The 16,400-nt window shown below is 70.0% G+C and carries 16 protein-coding genes; 6 read left to right on the top strand and 10 right to left on the bottom strand.

Going from position 1 to position 16,400, the window contains the following annotated elements:
- Positions 1 to 91 precede the first annotated feature (91 nt).
- Positions 92 to 994: an FG-GAP repeat domain-containing protein gene (locus ACZ7MX_RS11840; RefSeq protein WP_472131419.1), complete on the top strand. Its 903-nt coding sequence runs from the start codon at positions 92 to 94 to the stop codon at positions 992 to 994.
- A gap of 120 nt (positions 995 to 1,114) precedes the next feature.
- Here the strand turns inward: ACZ7MX_RS11840 and ACZ7MX_RS11835 are convergent, their stop codons facing one another.
- From ACZ7MX_RS11835 to ACZ7MX_RS11825, 3 genes are all read right to left on the bottom strand, one after another.
- The gene (locus tag ACZ7MX_RS11835; protein ID WP_472131418.1) at positions 1,115 to 1,957 is read right to left on the bottom strand and encodes a YceI family protein; all 843 of its coding nucleotides are present in this window, start codon (positions 1,955 to 1,957) and stop codon (positions 1,115 to 1,117) included.
- 326 nt (positions 1,958 to 2,283) lie between these two features.
- On the bottom strand, positions 2,284 to 4,815 hold the full coding sequence (locus ACZ7MX_RS11830; protein ID WP_472131417.1) for an MFS transporter: 2,532 nt from the start codon (positions 4,813 to 4,815) through the stop codon (positions 2,284 to 2,286).
- Between the two features lie 95 nt (positions 4,816 to 4,910).
- The gene (locus ACZ7MX_RS11825) at positions 4,911 to 5,402 is read right to left on the bottom strand and encodes a MarR family winged helix-turn-helix transcriptional regulator (RefSeq protein WP_472131416.1); all 492 of its coding nucleotides are present in this window, start codon (positions 5,400 to 5,402) and stop codon (positions 4,911 to 4,913) included.
- A gap of 354 nt (positions 5,403 to 5,756) precedes the next feature.
- Here ACZ7MX_RS11825 and ACZ7MX_RS11820 point away from each other — a divergent pair, with 354 nt between their 5' ends.
- Positions 5,757 to 5,984: a hypothetical protein gene (locus ACZ7MX_RS11820; protein ID WP_472131415.1), complete on the top strand. Its 228-nt coding sequence runs from the start codon at positions 5,757 to 5,759 to the stop codon at positions 5,982 to 5,984.
- A 78-nt stretch (positions 5,985 to 6,062) separates the two neighbouring features.
- Here the strand turns inward: ACZ7MX_RS11820 and ACZ7MX_RS11815 are convergent, their stop codons facing one another.
- Positions 6,063 to 6,329, bottom strand: a complete 267-nt coding sequence (locus ACZ7MX_RS11815; protein ID WP_472131414.1) for a hypothetical protein — start codon at positions 6,327 to 6,329, stop codon at positions 6,063 to 6,065.
- A 402-nt stretch (positions 6,330 to 6,731) separates the two neighbouring features.
- Here ACZ7MX_RS11815 and ACZ7MX_RS11810 point away from each other — a divergent pair, with 402 nt between their 5' ends.
- Entirely contained in the window at positions 6,732 to 7,199 is a 468-nt protein-coding gene (locus tag ACZ7MX_RS11810) for a GntR family transcriptional regulator (RefSeq protein ID WP_472131413.1), read from the top strand.
- 419 nt (positions 7,200 to 7,618) lie between these two features.
- On the opposite strand, the gene ACZ7MX_RS11805 is transcribed toward ACZ7MX_RS11810, so the two are convergent.
- Positions 7,619 to 8,377 carry a GbsR/MarR family transcriptional regulator gene (locus ACZ7MX_RS11805; protein WP_472131412.1) on the bottom strand — a complete coding sequence of 253 codons (759 nt, stop codon included), beginning with the start codon at positions 8,375 to 8,377 and terminating at the stop codon, positions 7,619 to 7,621.
- A 263-nt stretch (positions 8,378 to 8,640) separates the two neighbouring features.
- Between ACZ7MX_RS11805 and ACZ7MX_RS11800 the strand changes: the two genes are divergently transcribed.
- From ACZ7MX_RS11800 to ACZ7MX_RS11790, 3 genes are all read left to right on the top strand, one after another.
- The gene (locus ACZ7MX_RS11800; RefSeq protein ID WP_472131411.1) at positions 8,641 to 9,303 is read left to right on the top strand and encodes a DUF4097 family beta strand repeat-containing protein; all 663 of its coding nucleotides are present in this window, start codon (positions 8,641 to 8,643) and stop codon (positions 9,301 to 9,303) included.
- Between the two features lie 213 nt (positions 9,304 to 9,516).
- A complete protein-coding gene (locus ACZ7MX_RS11795; protein ID WP_472131410.1) occupies positions 9,517 to 10,686 on the top strand; it encodes a serine hydrolase domain-containing protein in 1,170 nt (389 codons plus the stop codon).
- Positions 10,687 to 10,841: 155 nt separating this feature from the next.
- Positions 10,842 to 11,603 carry a MerR family transcriptional regulator gene (locus tag ACZ7MX_RS11790; protein WP_472131409.1) on the top strand — a complete coding sequence of 254 codons (762 nt, stop codon included), beginning with the start codon at positions 10,842 to 10,844 and terminating at the stop codon, positions 11,601 to 11,603.
- A gap of 97 nt (positions 11,604 to 11,700) precedes the next feature.
- Here ACZ7MX_RS11790 and ACZ7MX_RS11785 read toward each other — a convergent pair whose 3' ends face one another.
- The 5 genes from ACZ7MX_RS11785 to ACZ7MX_RS11765 all read right to left on the bottom strand — a co-directional run bounded on the left by ACZ7MX_RS11785 (position 11,701) and on the right by ACZ7MX_RS11765 (position 16,092).
- Complete coding sequence (locus ACZ7MX_RS11785; protein ID WP_472131408.1) at positions 11,701 to 12,366, bottom strand: DUF4232 domain-containing protein; 666 nt, start codon at positions 12,364 to 12,366, stop codon at positions 11,701 to 11,703.
- A gap of 173 nt (positions 12,367 to 12,539) precedes the next feature.
- Entirely contained in the window at positions 12,540 to 13,013 is a 474-nt protein-coding gene (locus ACZ7MX_RS11780; protein WP_472131407.1) for a VOC family protein, read from the bottom strand.
- A gap of 131 nt (positions 13,014 to 13,144) precedes the next feature.
- A complete protein-coding gene (locus tag ACZ7MX_RS11775; RefSeq protein ID WP_472131406.1) occupies positions 13,145 to 13,960 on the bottom strand; it encodes a hypothetical protein in 816 nt (271 codons plus the stop codon).
- A gap of 296 nt (positions 13,961 to 14,256) precedes the next feature.
- The gene (locus ACZ7MX_RS11770) at positions 14,257 to 15,093 is read right to left on the bottom strand and encodes an RNA polymerase sigma factor SigF (protein WP_030415863.1); all 837 of its coding nucleotides are present in this window, start codon (positions 15,091 to 15,093) and stop codon (positions 14,257 to 14,259) included.
- A gap of 189 nt (positions 15,094 to 15,282) precedes the next feature.
- On the bottom strand, positions 15,283 to 16,092 hold the full coding sequence (locus tag ACZ7MX_RS11765) for an RNA polymerase sigma factor SigF (protein WP_030415862.1): 810 nt from the start codon (positions 16,090 to 16,092) through the stop codon (positions 15,283 to 15,285).
- Positions 16,093 to 16,400 lie beyond the last annotated feature (308 nt).

Below are 16,400 nucleotides of genomic sequence, written 5' to 3'. Positions count from 1 at the left end.
ACACATGTACCAAGATCCGGACAATAGTGCGGGTGCTCTGCTCACCTACGCGGAGCGCACCGCCGATTCCGCATACCTCATGGAGTCCTACGTGACCCAGCCTTCCAGGCGTGCACGCGCGCTGGCGCGTCTCGCTACCTCGGCGATCGCCGTCGTCCTGGCCGGTGCGACCGCCGGCACCGCTCTGGCCGACGCTCCTGCGACGACCGGTCCGGCGAAGAACGTCGCCCGGAGCGCCACCGCGGCCGGGCCGCACAAGCCCACCCCGGCCGCGCCGTTCTTCCTCCTCTCCGGGATCCTGCCGTCGGGCCAGATGTACGTCTACATGGCGGACGGGAAAGGCGGCTTCGACGACCGCTCGGGCGCCTATGTCTGGCCGCACTTCAGGTACGGGGTGTCGATCGACCTCGACCTGACCGGTTACCAGGACGGTGCGTACCACGTCATGGACAACGGCGTGCTGAACCTTTGGCGGGACGGGCGCCTCAAGAAGGTGGCCACCGGCTGGGGTCAGTACAACGCCGCCTTCTCCCCCGGCACCCTGGGCGGCGCCAAGCACTCCGACCTGCTGGCACGCGACAAGCAGGGCGTCCTGTGGCGCTTTCAGAGCAAGGCGGACGGCTCGCTGGCACCGCGTGTCAAGGTCGGCCCCGGCTGGAACCAGTTCACCCAGATCGCCGGTCAGGGCGACCTGACCGGTGACGGCAAGCCGGACATCGTCGCCCGCGACAAGCAGGGCGTCCTCTGGCTGTACAAGGGGACGGGCGATCTGCGGAAGCCGTTCGCGTCCCGCGTGAAGGTCGGCGCCGGCTGGAACCAGTTCAACAAGCTGGTGGCCACGGGTGACGTCGACGGCGACGGCCACAGCGACCTCCTCGCCCGCGATCCCCAGGGCAACCTGTGGCTGTACAAGGGGACGGGCAAGGCGTCGTCGCCGTTCACGTCCCGGGTAAAGGTCGGCTCTGGCTTCAACCAGTACCGCGATCTGTTCTGACCGTCCTTACGTGGCGAGGCGTTCGCGCTACGTCCAGTAGCGCGGCGCAGGATCTCTACGCGGCCCGTTTCGGCCCCACGAGATCCCACGTGCCCCACGAGTTCCCACGTACGCCCCGCCTCACGCCATCGGCAGGTTCTCCCCCTGCACCGCCTGGATGTCCAGTTCGACCTTCAGGGTGGTGCCGATCGCGGCGATGCCGGCGGCCACGACCTGGTTGTAGTTCATCTTGAAGTCCTCGCGCCGCAGTTCGGCGGTGGCGCGGAAGGCCGCGCGGACGCCGCCCCACGGGTCGGGCCCGGTGCCGAGGTAGCTCAGGTCCAGGTCCACCGGGCGGACGACGCCGTGCAGGGACAGGTCGCCGTGCACGGTCCAGCGGTCCGGGCCGGCCGGTGACAGTCCGGTGCTGCGGTATGTGATCTCCGGGTACACCTCGACGTTGAGGAAGTCCTCGTTGCGCAGGTGTCCGTCGCGCATGCCGTTGCCGGTGTCGATCGACGACGCCTTGATGACCGCGTCGACCCGCGACCTCCCCAGGTCCTCGCCGATCTCGATGCGGCCGCTGAACTCCGTGAACCGGCCGTGCACGCTGGAGATGCCCAGGTGCTGGGCGACCGCGCCCACCGTGGAGTGCATCGGGTCGATGGTCCAGGCGCCGGGCGGCGGCAGCTCGGCCCCGCCCTGCCGGGCCAGCACGACGTTGCCCACCTCCATCCGGCCGCTCGCCGTCACGATCGCGCTGGAGGCGACCGGTGCGTAACCGACGGCCGTCACGATGACCGTGTACGGGCCGGCGGGCAGCGGCGCTTCGCTGCGGACGGCACCGTCCTCGTCCGCCGCGGCACGCAGCACCTGCGCGCCCGTCATGTCGGTGACGGTCAGCACGGCGTGCTGCACCGCCCAGCCGTCCCGTGTGCGGACCTGCGCCCTTACGCCCGCAGCTCCCGCGCCCGTCGAAGTCATTGCCTCTCCCGTTGTGTTGCTGGTGGTGCCCCGGCTCCGGGCTCCGGCTGAGCCGGGAGCTCGGGGAGTGTCGGACCCCGGCGGCGGCGTGCAGGCCGTCCCCTGCCTGTGCGCCACACCGCCGCCGGAGTCCTGATGTCCGGCCCGGGACGCGTCTCCGCTCATCGCGCGTCCCGGCCCGGGGTCTTGCTGCCCGGGTTGCCGCGCCGCCATTCCGTACGGACCTACGGCACGGACCTACGGCACGGACCTACGGCACGGACCTTCCGTGCGCACCTGGCCGTACAGACTTGGCCGTACGCACGGTCAGGCCCCGGCCCCCCGGGTCAGTCCCCGGGGTGGGCGAGCTGGACGTCGTAGCCGTCGACCCCGCGGGCGTCGACCGCGAGACTCGTGGCCACCGGCGGGTAGCCGCTCGCGATGACCGTGTAGTCACCGGCGTCCAGGTCGGTGAAGGCGTACGCGCCGTCCTCACCGGTGGTCGAGGTGGCCACGACGTTGCCGGCCGCGTCCACCAGCGTCACCCGGGCGTCGGGCAGCGGGCGGCCGGCCCCGTTCGGACCACCTGCCCGTACGACGCCCTGCACCCGCGCGCCGGACAGCAGCTCGACCTCGATGCGGGTGGTGCCCTGGCCGCCGATCTCGACCGGCAGCGCGGCCGGCCGGTAGGTGGCGGCGTTCACCGCGACCGTGAAGGTGCCGGGGGCCAGCTCGTCGAAGGAGAAGTACCCGTCGGCGCCCGTCCTCCCGGTGGCCAGCACCTCGCCGCGGACGTCGGTGACGACGACCATGGCGTCCGCCACCGGCTCGCCGGTGACCGCGCTGCGCACCTGGCCGCCGAGGCCGCTGGTGCCGCTGAGCAGGATGTCGTAGCCGTACGGCTGGTCGCCGACGACGACCGTGGAGGCCTGCGGCTGGTGCCCGTCGGCCGCCGCGATCAGCACGTACGAGCCGGCGCCGGGCGCGTTCAGTACGTACGAGCCGTTGGCCTGGGCGACCGCGCGGCCGAGCTGACGGCCGCCGAGCGAGATCAGCGTGACCGCGGAGCGCGGGACGGGGTGGCCCTCCGCGTTGCGGACGAAGCCGTGGAGGGACGGCCCGGCGGGCACGGCGTCGCCGCCACCGGCCGAGGCGTAACCCTGCAGGGGCTGCGCGGCCGGCTGCGCCCACGAGGGGGTGTGGCCGCCGTCGTCCGAGGTCACCGGTGCGGCACCGACGAGGGCGGGCTCCCGCTCCTCGACCGGACCGGCCGCTGCGCCGGCGCCAGAGGCAGCGCCGGCGGCCTCGCTGTTCACCGCACGCTGGGAGTCCTCCGCGCCCCGGGAGTCCTCCGAGCTCTGGGCCAGTCCGCCACGCGTCTTCAACGCGACCTCCTTGATGAACAGGGTGACGAGGAAGGCGAGCAGCGCGCAGGGCGCCGCGTAGAGGAACACATCGGCCACACCGTGGCCGTAGGCGCTCTCCATGACGGTGCGCAGCGGCGCCGGGAGGGCGTCCAGGTCCGGGATGCCGCCGCCGCTGTTGCCGGCGCCGTGGGCGGCGGCCTTGGCGGCCTTGGGGCCGAGTTCGGCCAGGCCGTCCTTGACGTAGTGGGTGACGCGGTTGGCGAGCACCGCACCGAGGGCCGAGACGCCCACCGCACCACCGAGGGAACGGAAGAAGGTCACGACGGACGAGGCGGAACCGAGGTCCGACGGCGCCACCTGGTTCTGCGTGGCGAGCACCAGGTTCTGCATCATCATGCCGATGCCGAGACCCATCAGCGCCATGAAGATCGCGATGTGCCAGTACTCGGTGTCGTAGCGGATCGTGCTCAGCAGGCCGAGGCCGGCGGTCAGCAGCACACCACCGGAGACCAGCCAGCCCTTCCAGCGGCCGGTCTTGGTGATGACCTGGCCCGAGACGGTCGAGGAGATGAACAGGCCGCCGATCATCGGGATCGTCATGATGCCGGACATCGTCGGCGACTTGCCGCGCGCCAGCTGGAAGTACTGGCTGAAGAAGACGGTGCCGGTGAACATCGCGATACCGACGAACAGGGAGGCCACCGATGCCAGGGTGATCGTCTTGTTGCGGAACAGCCGCAACGGGATGATCGGTTCCTTGGCCTTGGTCTCGACGAAGACGAAGACCGCGCCGAGCACCACCGCGCCGCCGACCATCGCGGCGGTCTGCCACGACATCCAGTCGTACTTGTCGCCGGCCAGCGTCACCCACACCAGCAGCAGCGAGACCGCCGCGCTGATGAAGAACGCGCCCGCCCAGTCGACCTTGACGCCCTCGCGCTTGACGACGGGGAGCTTCAGGGTCTTCTGCAGCACGATCAGGGCGATCACCGCGAACGGCACACCCACGTAGAAGCACCAGCGCCAGCCGAGCCAGCTGGTGTCGGTGATGACGCCGCCGAGCAGCGGGCCGCCGACGGTGGCGACGGCGAAGGTGGCGCCGAGGTAGCCGCTGTACCGGCCGCGCTCCCGCGGCGAGATCATCGCGGCCATCACGATCTGGGCCAGGGCGGACAGACCGCCCACGCCTATGCCCTGCACGACGCGGCAGGCGATCAGCATGCCGGTGTTCTGCGACAGACCGGCGACGACCGAGCCCGCGACGTAGATGACCAGCGCGAACTGCACCAGCAGCTTCTTGCTGAACAGGTCGGAGAGCTTGCCCCACAGGGGCGTGGTCGCGGTCATCGCCAGCAGCGAGGCGGTCACGACCCAGGTGTAGGCGCTCTGCCCGCCGTCGAGATCATGGATGATCTCCGGCAGCGCGTTGGACACGATCGTCGACGAGAGGATGGCGACGAACATGCCGAGCAGCAGCCCGGACAGCGCCTCCATGATCTGACGGTGCGTCATGGGGGCTCCGTCGGAGGCGTGGTGATGACCGCCTCCATGCTTGGCGTGGCCGCCCCGCACACCGGCTGGTGTGGTCGTAGCCATGTGGTTCCTTTTCATCCTGCGGGTGTACGGGTGCTGAAGTCGTTACGGGTGGCGAAGTCGTGGTGCGCCCGGGTCCGGCAGTCGCCGAAGCTCGTACGGAGCCGGGCGAGCAGCTCGTTGAGGAGACCGACGTCGTCGTCGCTCCAGTCGCCGAGATACCGGGCGAGCGCGGCGGTGTAGCGCTCGGAGAGCTCCTGGAGCACCTCCGTGCCGCTCCGGGTCAGACGCAGCAGCCGCGACCGCTTGTCCGCCGGATCGGGCTCCCGCTCGATCCAGCCGCGCTCGCAGACGTGCGCCACGTGCCGGCTGGTGACGGACATGTCGATCGCCATCAGCTCGGCCAGCTGACTCATCCGCATCTCGCCGTGCCGGTCGAGAAGGGTGAGCACGGCGGCCGAGGCCGGCGGGCAGTCCTGGGGCAGGATCCGCCCCATCTCCCGCTTGACGGCCCCGATGGCGCTGAGTTGCCTGGCCAGCTCCTCGTACTGACTGTGAGCGGCCACCGGCTCCTCCATGCATCCATCGCTCAGCTCGACGTACTTCTTTGTTGCTTGAGGCAACCATACGCACAGTTGGTTGCTGAAGGCAAACGAATGAGTGGCATGTACAGGCAAAGGCTGCGCCAAGACGGCGTCCGTGATCCGTCAACGATCACCGGGCCCGCGCAAAGCCGCAGGTCCGCGGGGGTGGCCGGAATGCGCCCCCCAAATCCCCACAACGCGACCACATCGCTCACGAGTGGCACACCTCACGCGGGCGACCCTCCTCATCGGCCCGCCCGTCCCCCTCCTCGCACGGTCGCCCCACACGCGCCCCAGGGGTGCCCCCGTGCCACCGGTTCGCTAGGGTCCTGCCTCATGGCGACCAACCCGCAGAACCAGGCCGACGGGAACTACGACCCGGCGGGCAGCACGCAGATGTTCCGTGCCTTCGTGGACGAGGGCGGCACCCCCCAGACCGGCCCCGGCGGCCGCCGCGCCCCGGCGGCCCCCCAGCAGTCGGCCGGCCCCCGCATGGGCGTCATCGTCGGCGTCATCGTCGCCCTCCTGGTCGTCGCGGGCGCGGCGTGGTTGGCGCTGTCGTAACGAGCAAGCCTGAGGACTGACTAAGAGGGGCCCGGCGCTAACCACCGCCGGGCCCCGCTGTCTTACTCTCCTCCGCCGCTAACCCGCCTGCCCGCCCCGGCTCTCGACGATCCGCAGGGCGTCCCGCAGCGCTTCACACAGCCTGTGGACACAGAACCGGAGCTCGTCGGCAGACGCCTCTCCCGGGCCTCGCAGCAGTGCGGTCGCCTGCGCCAACACTTCCTCGCCGGTGCTCACCTGCACCTCTTCCATCTCGTCGGCGAGCTGTGACAGAAACCCGCCGCTGTCGTCGGCGGACAGAAAACAGGGTTGCCCGTCCGGCCCGCTCCAGGGGAGCAGCCGCATACCGCCGCGCCTCATGACGCAACCGCCATGTCGATGTCGCGCAGAAAAGCCCGCTCGCGGCGGGCCTGCTGCCGCTCGTGGAGCAGGAGGTACGGCCGTACGAGACGGGAGGCGTCGCCGTCGAGGGGGGATTCGGGGCGGCGGGGCGGGCGTTGAGGTGGGTGGTGACGCGGCGGCTGGGGGAGGCCAGGGGCGGCGAGGGGGCGCGGGCCCCTTAACCGGGCGACGGCTCGGCGCATAAGGTTCAGCATGTCGACGCTCCTTGAGCAGCGTTGGCCATGCCCCGGGGGTGTTGGCGCACCCGCCGGGGTCTTTCCGTCAGTCAGCATATCTATGGGTGCTATAGGTGTCTACCACTGAAATATCTCGCTTGCTGTGCAGCGGCTTGCTTAGCGTGCTCAAGTGATCGAATTCGCCCCGGACCGGCCCAGATGGCATCAGGTCGCCGATGTGCTCCGCGAACGCATCGCTGATGGCACGTACCCGGCCGGTGGCCGCATCCCCTCGGTGCTCCAACTTCAGGAAGAGTTCGGCATTGCCGGGGTGACAGCTCAGAAGGTGCATCGCGGACTGCGGGCGGAGGGGCTGATCTATACCGAACCCGGAATGGGTTCGTTCGTCTCGAAGGAGCTCCGGGGAGAGCTCAAGCGTCCCAAGTGGGAGCAGATCGCCGACGTGATCCGCGAGCGGATTGCGGACGGCACGTACCCGCCGAAGCACCTGGTTTCCGAGGTGCGCATGGAGCAGGAATTCGGCGTCGCGCGCGTGACCGTTCGTAAGGTCACCGCCGCCCTTCGGGAGGAAGGGCTCATCGTCACCACGCCGGGGATGGGGTCCTTCGTGACGTCTCGTCAGCCCGAGAGCGAGTAGTGAACGGCGAGGCGGGGCGGCCTCCGGTGACGCGTAGGGGATTCCTGTAGGCCGTACGGCGAGTGCGGGGACACCCGGCCGGGGATCCCGTAGGGGACAGTCGAACAGATCCCGTAAGGGTCGCACGGGCCCCCTGCTGGGCCACAACGAGGCGGGCAGGGCCGGTATTCCCCGTGTCGGCAGGGGGATTGGCGGGGAGGTCATGTCGGCCCGGGAGTTGCGCGGCTCCTTCCGGCAACCCCCGGTGCCGGCAGGCGCATTGGCGAGGAGGCCGTGCCGGCTCGGGAGTTGCGCAGCTCCTTGAGGTCCGTACCGCGCGATGGGGAGTTGCGGACGTTTCCGAGCTTGCCGGGCCGAGAGTGCGGCCGGCTTCCTGTCATGGTTGGGGCGGCCGTCGGGACGACCGTCGGGGCGGCCGGTTATGCGCGCTCTGCGTGCGGCGTGGCGGTGCCGTCCGGGGTCGTGGTTTCGGTTCGGCTGTAGAGGACCTCGCGGCCCTGTTCCGCGGCGCGGATGAGCCCTTCGCTGACGAAGTCGAGGAAGCGGGCGGCATTTTCGAGGCGCGTGGCGGCCGGGGTGCCGTGACCGAGGACACCGACGCCCTGCCGTGCGGTCTCGATGAACTGGTCGTTGGCCCGGGCGCTGCGGATCATCGACTGGTACCAGAGGTCGTCGTCGACGACGTAGCGCTCGCGGCGGCGCTGGTCGCGTTCCCGGCGGACGAGGTCCAGGCCCTCCAGGAACGTGATCGCTTTGGAGATGGACGCCGGGCTGACCGTCAGGCGCTGGGCGAGTTCGGCGGCGGTGAGGCTGCCGGTGTCGGTGGTGTAGAGGCAACCCAGCACCCGGGCCATCATCTTGGGCAGGCCCGAGGTCATGAAGACGGTGGTGAGGGCCTCCTGGTAGTCGCGCACGGCCTCGGCGTCGCGTCCGTAGGGCTGCGGGAGCGCCTGCGTTCCCTGGGGCGTGGACTGCCTGCGCCGCTGGGTGCGTTGCTGGGTCGCGCGGTGGGCCAGGTCGGCGCGGTAGCCGGTGGGGCCGCCGTTCCGGGTCACCTCACGCGTGATCGTGGAGGTCGGACGGTCGAGACGGCGGGCGATCTCGGCGTAGGCCAGACCGTCGGCCAGCCCCGCCGCGATCTGCTGGCGCTCCTGCTGGGTGAGCCTGCCTCCCGGCATCACGACCCCCTTCTTGCCCCACGGGTGATCCATGGTGCTGCTCGGCGTTCCCTGACGCCTCCACCATAGCGTTCAACTTCAATGCATTGCAACGGACGGCCGGGTTGTCGTTGCGTTAAGTGGGAGGGCGTTGCAATGATTCTTGCCTATTTACCTGCGAGTTTGCTGTTCCAAGGCAAAGATATCGTTGCGGAAATCTGGAAAGGCAACGTAGTGTTTCCATCGTTCGGAAACAACGAGCAACACTCACAAGGGAGAGCACGATGCAGAAGTTCGACACCCCGGCCCCGATCTCCGCCGTCCTGAACATCCCCGCGGGACGCGTCCAGTTCATCGCCGCGGACCGGGCCGACACCGCGGTCGAGGTCCTGCCTGCGAACGCCTCCAAGAGCCGCGACGTGAAGGCGGCCGAGCAGACCACGGTCGAATACGCCGACGGAGTCCTGCGGATCGAGAATGCGGCGAAGGACCAGTACTTCGGTCCCTCCGGAGCCATCGAGGTGACGGTCAAGCTGCCCACCGGTTCCCGGGTCGAGGCCAAGGCGGCCAGCGCCGAACTCCGGACCATCGGCCGCCTTGGCGACGTCGCTTTCGAAGGCGCGTACAGCCAGATCACGTTGGACGAGGCCGCGAGCGTCCGTCTCACCGCGGTCGACGGCGACGTCGAGGTCGGCCGGCTGGGCGGGGCCTCGGAGATCAGCACCGCGAGGGGCGACATCCGGATCGCCGAGGCCATGGGCGGCACCGTCGTGCTCCGCACCCAGTCCGGCGACATCACGGTCGGCGCCGCCGCCGGCGTCTCGGCCGCCCTGGACGCCGGCACCGCCTACGGCCGCATCAGCAACGCCCTCAAGAACAACGGCACCGCCGAACTCGACATCCGCGCCACCACCTCCCACGGCGATATCACCGCCCGCAGCCTCTGACCCGCTTCCTCCGAAGGAGCGCGTGGGCGTGGGCGTGAGCGTGAGCGGGCGAGAGCATGCGCACGCCCTCCCTCGGCGGCCGGCGCCACCTCATCGCCGCCCTGGGCGGCCACACCCCCACCGCAACGACTCGACCCAAGCAACCCACGCCACCTACACAACCCACGCGACCCACGCGACCCACACCACCCAAGCAACCCAAGGAGCACAGCCATGTCCCACACCCTCACCGGGCAGGATCGTCCGGAGCTGCAGAAGGCCATCGAGGAGATCGTCGATTCCGGTTTCGCCGGGGTCCAGTTGCGCGTGCACGATGAGCGGGGCGAGTGGGTCGGCAGCGCCGGGGTGCGCAAGCTGGGCGAGAGCGCCAAGCCGCCGACCAACGGGCACTTCCGGATCGGCAGCACCACCAAGACCTTCACCGCGACCGTGGTGCTGCAACTGGTGGCCGAGGGCAAGATGGGGCTGGACGCCCCGGTGGATGCCTACCTGCCCCGGTTCGGGCTGGACCGGCGGATCACGGTGCGCATGCTGCTGCAGCACACCAGCGGGCTGTTCAACCACACCGGCGAGTACTACGAAGACGGGACGGTCGCGCCGGGGATCCCCTGGCAGGGCCAGGAGTACGTGGACAACCAGTTCCACACCTACCAGCCGGAGGAGCTCGTACGGCTGGCGTTGTCCAGGCCGGCGCGGTTCGAGCCGGGGACCGGCTGGAGCTACTCCAACACCAACTACGTGCTGGCCAAGCTGCTGATCGAGGAGGTCACCGGCCGCACGTTGGCCGAGGAGATGCAGCGGCTGATCCTGCGGCCGCTGGGACTGTCGGGCACCGTGGTGCCGGGCACCTCGCCGGAGATCCCCGAGCCGCACGCTCACGGCTACTACCGGTACGAGGACGCCGGCCAGTGGAAGGGGGTCGACGTCACCCGCTTCAACGTCTCCTGGATCTCCGCCGCCGGTGACATGATCTCGACCACCGAGGATCTCCACACGTTCTTCTCCGCGCTGATGAGCGGCAAGCTCCTGCCGGACTCGCTGCTGGCCGAGATGCGCACCCCGCACCCGAAGAGCGGCGACCACCACTACGGCCTGGGGCTCTTCAGGCAGGAGACGGACGGCGGCACCATCTTCCACCACAACGGCGGCCTCTTCGGCTGGGCGGCGCTGATGTACGGCACGCCCGACGGCAGTAAGACCCTGACCGCCTCGCTGACCACGGGGGATGCCGAGCTCGACTTCGCCGCCACTGCCGAGGCGTTCCAGAAGGCGCAGCAGAGGCTAGTCGAGAGGGTGTTCGGCACCGGGCAGACCGAGCCGGCCCACCAGGCAGCTCACGAGCCGGCTCACGAGGCGGCCGAGGCGGCTCAGCCGACGGGCTGAGCATCTCGGGCCTGTACCCCTTGAGCAGGTACTCCTTAGCGCGGGTCCGGAGGGGAAAGGCAACCGCCCGGAACGACTTGCGCTTTCCGCTGCGTCAACTCCTACGTTCGTTCCCGAGGCCGGAAAGACCGGCCCGGCGAGGAAAGGGCACCGACATGGCCTGGTCGATCGCGGACGTGGCCCGGATGTCCGGAGTGACGTCCCGGACCCTGCGGCACTACGACGACATCGGCCTGCTCGTGCCCGCGTACACCGGCAGCAACGGCCACCGCCACTACGGCGAGGCCGAGTTGCTGCGACTGCAGCAGATCCTGCTGCTGCGCGAACTGGGCCTGGGACTCCGCGACATCGCGACCGTCCTGGAGCGCCAGGTCGACCGGGTGGCCGCGCTGCGCACGCACATGCGCAGGCTGGCGGCCGAACGGGACCGGCTCGATGCGCTGGTCCGCACGATCGGCCGCACCATCGCCGAACTGGAGGATGACAAGGACACGGACACCATGGAAAAGATCAGCAGCCCGGAGAACCTGTTCGTCGGCTTCGACACCACTCACCACGAGGAGACCGCCGGCGAGCAGTGGCCCCAACAGGCGGACAGCTCCGCGCAGTTCGCGGCCACCCTCAGCGAGGCGGACATGGCGGCGATGCAGCGTGCGGCGACCGCCGCGATGGTCCGCATGGCGGAGTTCCGGCAGGCCGGGACCCCGGTGACCGACCCGGCGGTACAGGCCGAGGTCGAGGCCCACTACCAGGGCATCTGCCGGATGTGGACCCCGAGCGCGGCCGCGTTCAAGGCGCTCGGGCAGACCTACGTCGACGACGCGACGTGGCGTGCGGCCTACGACCGGGTCGCCGCCGGCCTGGCCGAGTACCAGCGGGACGCGATGGCGGCCTACGCCGACGCCACGCTGAGCTGAACAAACCCGGAGCCGGACATGCTCTGAGCTGGACACGTCCGGAACCGACCGCTCTTCACCGACTGTCTGGGGGCTGCAGACCCCGGCGTCGAGGGGCTCAGCCGGCGTTGACCGGGTTCACGTAGGTGCCCGGGTGGGTGGCGCCGGACTGGTCCAGGATGGCGCCGCCGTAGGGCCACTTCAGCGGGAAGTGCTGCGTCGCGTTCGGCGGCGTGACGAGCACCGTGCCCGGCGCGATCTTCTTGTCCCCGGCGTTGACCGACGGCAGGAAGGTGAGGGGGAACGACGCGGACGCGCCCGGCTTCAGCGTCACCGGCGTCGGCTTCTTCGAGGAGCGCGGCAGGTCGATCGAGTGGCCGTCGTCGGCCTTGAGCCGTACGCCGGGGAAGCCGCTGATCGTGCAGGCGGCCCGACCGGTGTTTTTCAGCCACACGGTGACGTTCTGCTGTGCGTCGCTGTGCATATCGGGGACGCCGCCGTCCGAGCCCCAGCCGGCCTGCAGGCTGCCGGTGGTGCAGCGGGCGGAGGCGCCATGCCGGGAGGAGGTCTGCGAGGCGGAGCCGCCACCACCGCCCTCCGCACCCGAACCCGGGTCCGCCGCGGACGCACCGCTCGACCCGGCGGACGACACGGGGCTCGGGGAGCCCGCCGGGTCGGGCTTGGGCGAGTTGCCCTGGCAGGCGGTCAGGGCCAGCGCGGCCGCGGCGATCACGGTGGCGGCGGCTGCCCTGCGTCCACGGCGGAGCATGGTGTGGTGCGACATCGGGGTCCCCCTGGCTGGCTGCGTCAGTACGGTCACGGCCCGGCCGTCGGCCCGCTGACGCCAGACTCCCGCCCCGCGCTGTTGATCAACTAACAGCGCGCTAACGCCCGGACGCGTCCGCTACATGGCTTGCCAGCTTCCCTCGCTGACGATGCTTACCTCGCTTACACCGCTCACGTCGCGTCCGCCGCGGCCTCCAGCGCCGCGATGTCGATCTTCTTCATGCCGAACATGGCCCGCATGGCGCGGGCCGCCCTTTCCTGGTCCGGGTCGTTCAGCAGCTCGGCCATACCGCCCGGCGCGACCTGCCAGGACAGGCCGTACTTGTCCTTCAGCCAGCCGCAGGGGCCCTCCTCGCCGCCCTCGGAGAGCTTGGCCCAGTAGTAGTCGATCTCCTTCTGGTCGGCGCAGGTGACCAGGAGCGAGATCGCTTCGGTGAAGGTGAACTCCGGACCGCCGTTGATCGCGAGGTACGGCTGACCGTCGAGCTCGAACTCGACGGTCAGAACGGTGCCGGCCTCGCGCGGACCCGCCTCGTTGTAGTGCGTGACGTCGGTGATCTTCGAGTTCGGGAACACCGAGCAGTAGAACTCGGCGGCCTCCTTGCCCTGGGTGTCGAACCAGAGGTTGGGGGTGATGCGAGGCATGGCGATCTCCTGCGGGGTCTGCGGTCCGCCGTACGCGGTCCGCGGTCGGCCGTGGTGGCGTGCGTTATCTGTATCGACCGTGGCACCGGCCGGTACTCCTCGCCATCCGGGCGGAAATTCCGCGGAGGTCTCTACGAGCCGCCGACGCCCCACCCGAAGGTGATGTCCCGGGTGTCGAGGTGCATGCCCAGCGGCACCCGCCAGGCGTCCACGCACACCCGCCAGCTGCCGGTCTTCCGCTTGCCGGGAGCGAGCGGCAACGGGAGCTCGTGCGTCGACGTGAGGGTCGCCCAGTCGACGCCGAGAGGGCCGATGACGTGGCTGCCGAACATGACCCTTCCGGTGGTGACGGCGTGGCCACCGGTGTTGACGAAGTCGAGGCTGACCTTCTGGCACCAGCGGACGTCGGTGCCGGCCAGGACGGGGTGACCGACCAGCAGACCCCCGGGGGCACCCGGACCGGCGGGGATGCCGGGCTCGGGCGGCGCGGGGGAGTCGTGGTGCGGGGGCCGGGTGGGGTCGCTGGGCCGCGGTGTGGAGGACGGCGTTCCGTGTGAGCCGGGGGAGGGCGTCTCCTGGCCTCCAGGGGGACCCTCACCGCTACCGCCGCCGGGACGATGGGCACCGGGCGTCGCAGGGGACGAGCCGTTTCCTGCGTGCGTACGGCCGGAAGGGCTCCCGCCGCCGCCGTCTCCGCGGGTGCTGCCGCTGCCTCCGCCGGGCTCGCTCCCGCTCCCGCTGCCCTTCCCGTTCCCGTCGTACGGCGTCAGCTCGATGCCGTCGCGCGGCGGTACGGGGTGTTGTGGCGCCCGTCCGTCACCCGGGCCGGCCGCGCCCACCGCGACATGGCCCCGGTCGGCCGCGTCCCCGCAGCCGGTGAGCAGGACACCCAGACACAGCACGGCCGCCGAGGCGGAGGCGAGGGTCGTTGTCGTCCGTCGTCGCATCGGCACAGTGTGGCTGACGGCCCGTCAGGTGTATAGGGATGTTCCGATGGAGGGGATGGTCCCTGGTGCGTGTAGGGATAGGCCCGACGGTTCGCGAGGTGGTCGGCGTATCCCGCCAACGGGCGTACCGGCACGAGGTGTTGAGCACAGGCCCCTGGGCATGCCAAAAGTGGGCCCCGTGGCCGGTGCGGCACAGGTCCCGTCAGGAGGTTCGCAGTTCCGGATCTCGTCCGGGTCCGGATTCTTCAACTGTCCGCCGAGCGGCGAGCGTCGTGGGCCCCTCGGCGGACCGTTCGTCAGTCGGAGATCAGGCCCTCGCGCAGCTGCGCCAGGGTGCGGGTGAGCAGGCGGGAGACGTGCATCTGAGAGATGCCGACCTCTTCGCCGATCTGCGACTGGGTCATGTTGGCGAAGAAGCGCAACATGATGATCTGGCGTTCCCGGGCGGGGAGTTTGGCCAGCAGGGGCTTGAGGGACTCCCGGTACTCGACGCCCTCCAGAGCGCTGTCCTCGTAGCCGAGGCGGTCCGCGAGGGAGCCCTCGCCGCCGTCGTCCTCGGGGGAGGGGGAGTCCAGGGAGGAGGCGGTGTAGGCGTTGCCGACCGCCAGGCCGTCGACCACGTCCTCCTCGGACACGCCCAGGCACAGGGCGAGTTCGGGGACGGTCGGGGAACGGTCGAGCTTCTGGGAGAGCTCGTCGCTGGCCTTGGTGAGGGCGAGCCGGAGCTCCTGGAGCCGGCGGGGGACCCGTACCGACCACGACGTGTCGCGGAAGAAGCGCTTGATCTCGCCGACGACGGTCGGCATCGCGAAGGTCGGGAATTCCACCCCGCGTTCGCAATCGAAACGGTCGATCGCCTTGATCAGACCGATCGTGCCGACCTGGACGATGTCCTCCATCGGCTCGTTGCGGCTGCGGAAGCGGGCCGCGGCGTAGCGCACCAGCGGCAGGTTGAGTTCGATGAGTGTGTCGCGCACGTACGTGCGCTCCGCGCAGTCCTTGTCGAGCGAGGCCAGCCGCAGGAACAGGGAGCGGGAGAGCGTGCGGGTGTTGATGGCGTCGTCGTCATGCACGTGCGGTGCGGGCGCGGGAATCGCGGCAAGCACCTTTGAGCTGCCCAGTTCTACGGACATGCCACCCCCTTGAGGTCGCGGACGGATCGCTGCGGCGTCCCCGGCCCAGGCGGACCGGGAAGTGATGCCTCCACCTGAATACCGGAGGCAGCGCTACGGCAAACGCGGTTCCTGCAGAATGTCACATGTCGGCAACACGCTGTAGCGCCTTGTCGACATATCTGTGCAGGAACGGGTCGCCCGTCCCGGTTATGCGTCGATCCTGTTTGCGGATCGCAGGCGGGCGAAGCTCCGCGACAGTAGCCGGGAGACGTGCATCTGCGACACCCCCAGTTCGGCAGAGATCTGGGACTGCGTCAGATTGCTGTAGTAACGCAGCAGAAGGATCCGCTGTTCGCGTTCGGGGAGCTGGACGAGGAGGTGCCGTACGAGGTCGCGGTGCTCGACGCCGGCGAGCTCGGGGTCCTCGTATCCGAGGCGGTCCAGCAGGCCGGGCAGGCCGTCGCCCTCCTGGGCGGCCTCCAGCGAGGTGGCGTGGTACGAGCGGCCCGCCTCCAGGCAGGCCAGTACCTCGTCCTCGCCGATCTTCAGCCGTTCGGCGATCTCCGCGGTGGTGGGGGAGCGGCCGTGCAGCACCGTCAGGTCCTCGGTGGCGCCGTTGACCTGCACCCACAGCTCGTGGAGGCGGCGCGGCACATGGACCGTACGGACATTGTCTCGAAAGTAGCGTTTGATCTCGCCGACGACGGTCGGCATGGCGAAGGTGGGGAACTGGACGCCGCGGTCCGGGTCGAACCGGTCGATCGCGTTGATCAGGCCGATCGTGCCGACCTGGATGACGTCCTCCATGGGCTCGTTGCGGCTGCGGAAGCGGGCCGCGGCGTAGCGCACGAGCGGCAGGTTGGCCTCGATCAGGGCGGCACGGACGCGGGTGTGCTCGGGGGTGCCGGGTTCGAGGTCGGACAGCTCGGCGAACAGCACCTGTGTGAGCGCCCGGGTGTCCGCGCTCCGGCTCTCGCGGGACGGAGCCTTGGGCGCAGTACGGGCCGTCACGGTCACGCCACCCTTCCAGTGCTCGGCAGTGCAGGGACTCGTAGTGCATGTATCCGGCAAAAGCGGTCATAGCATCACAAGACATGTGCACTGTGTGCAAGCACCCCATAACGCCGTGTTGAAGAGAGAGTTGGGTGGTGAGAGGGGTGGGGGGAGGGGTGCCGGGAGGGGCGCGGAGGGAGGGTAAGGAGGGGGCGTAGGGGGTGGGGGTGGGAGTGGGGCGGGCATGCGGAAGCCCCCCACCCGGGGGAGGGCGAGGGGCTCCGGTGAACGGCCGCGGAAGGCGTCGGAATGCGCGCCGATCGCGGCCGGTC

The organism is Streptomyces sp. NPDC107765, assembly GCF_055657085.1.
The sequence above is the reverse complement of the archived record's forward strand: the minus strand, read 5'-3'. Positions and strand labels throughout refer to the sequence as shown.

Bases quoted from the DNA above. Each gene is read 5' to 3' on its own strand.
- ACZ7MX_RS11775 (WP_472131406.1), bottom strand. From the start codon at position 13,960: ATGCGACGACGGACGACAACGACCCTCGCCTCCGCCTCGGCGGCCGTG.
- ACZ7MX_RS11770 (WP_030415863.1), bottom strand. From the start codon at position 15,093: ATGTCCGTAGAACTGGGCAGCTCAAAGGTGCTTGCCGCGATTCCCGCG.
- ACZ7MX_RS11780 (WP_472131407.1), bottom strand. From the start codon at position 13,013: ATGCCTCGCATCACCCCCAACCTCTGGTTCGACACCCAGGGCAAGGAG.
- ACZ7MX_RS11835 (WP_472131418.1), bottom strand. From the start codon at position 1,957: ATGACTTCGACGGGCGCGGGAGCTGCGGGCGTAAGGGCGCAGGTCCGC.
- ACZ7MX_RS11795 (WP_472131410.1), top strand. From the start codon at position 9,517: ATGTCCCACACCCTCACCGGGCAGGATCGTCCGGAGCTGCAGAAGGCC.
- ACZ7MX_RS11790 (WP_472131409.1), top strand. From the start codon at position 10,842: ATGGCCTGGTCGATCGCGGACGTGGCCCGGATGTCCGGAGTGACGTCC.
- ACZ7MX_RS11785 (WP_472131408.1), bottom strand. From the start codon at position 12,366: ATGTCGCACCACACCATGCTCCGCCGTGGACGCAGGGCAGCCGCCGCC.
- ACZ7MX_RS11820 (WP_472131415.1), top strand. From the start codon at position 5,757: ATGGCGACCAACCCGCAGAACCAGGCCGACGGGAACTACGACCCGGCG.
- ACZ7MX_RS11805 (WP_472131412.1), bottom strand. From the start codon at position 8,377: ATGCCGGGAGGCAGGCTCACCCAGCAGGAGCGCCAGCAGATCGCGGCG.
- ACZ7MX_RS11800 (WP_472131411.1), top strand. From the start codon at position 8,641: ATGCAGAAGTTCGACACCCCGGCCCCGATCTCCGCCGTCCTGAACATC.
- ACZ7MX_RS11815 (WP_472131414.1), bottom strand. From the start codon at position 6,329: ATGCGGCTGCTCCCCTGGAGCGGGCCGGACGGGCAACCCTGTTTTCTG.
- ACZ7MX_RS11830 (WP_472131417.1), bottom strand. From the start codon at position 4,815: ATGACGCACCGTCAGATCATGGAGGCGCTGTCCGGGCTGCTGCTCGGC.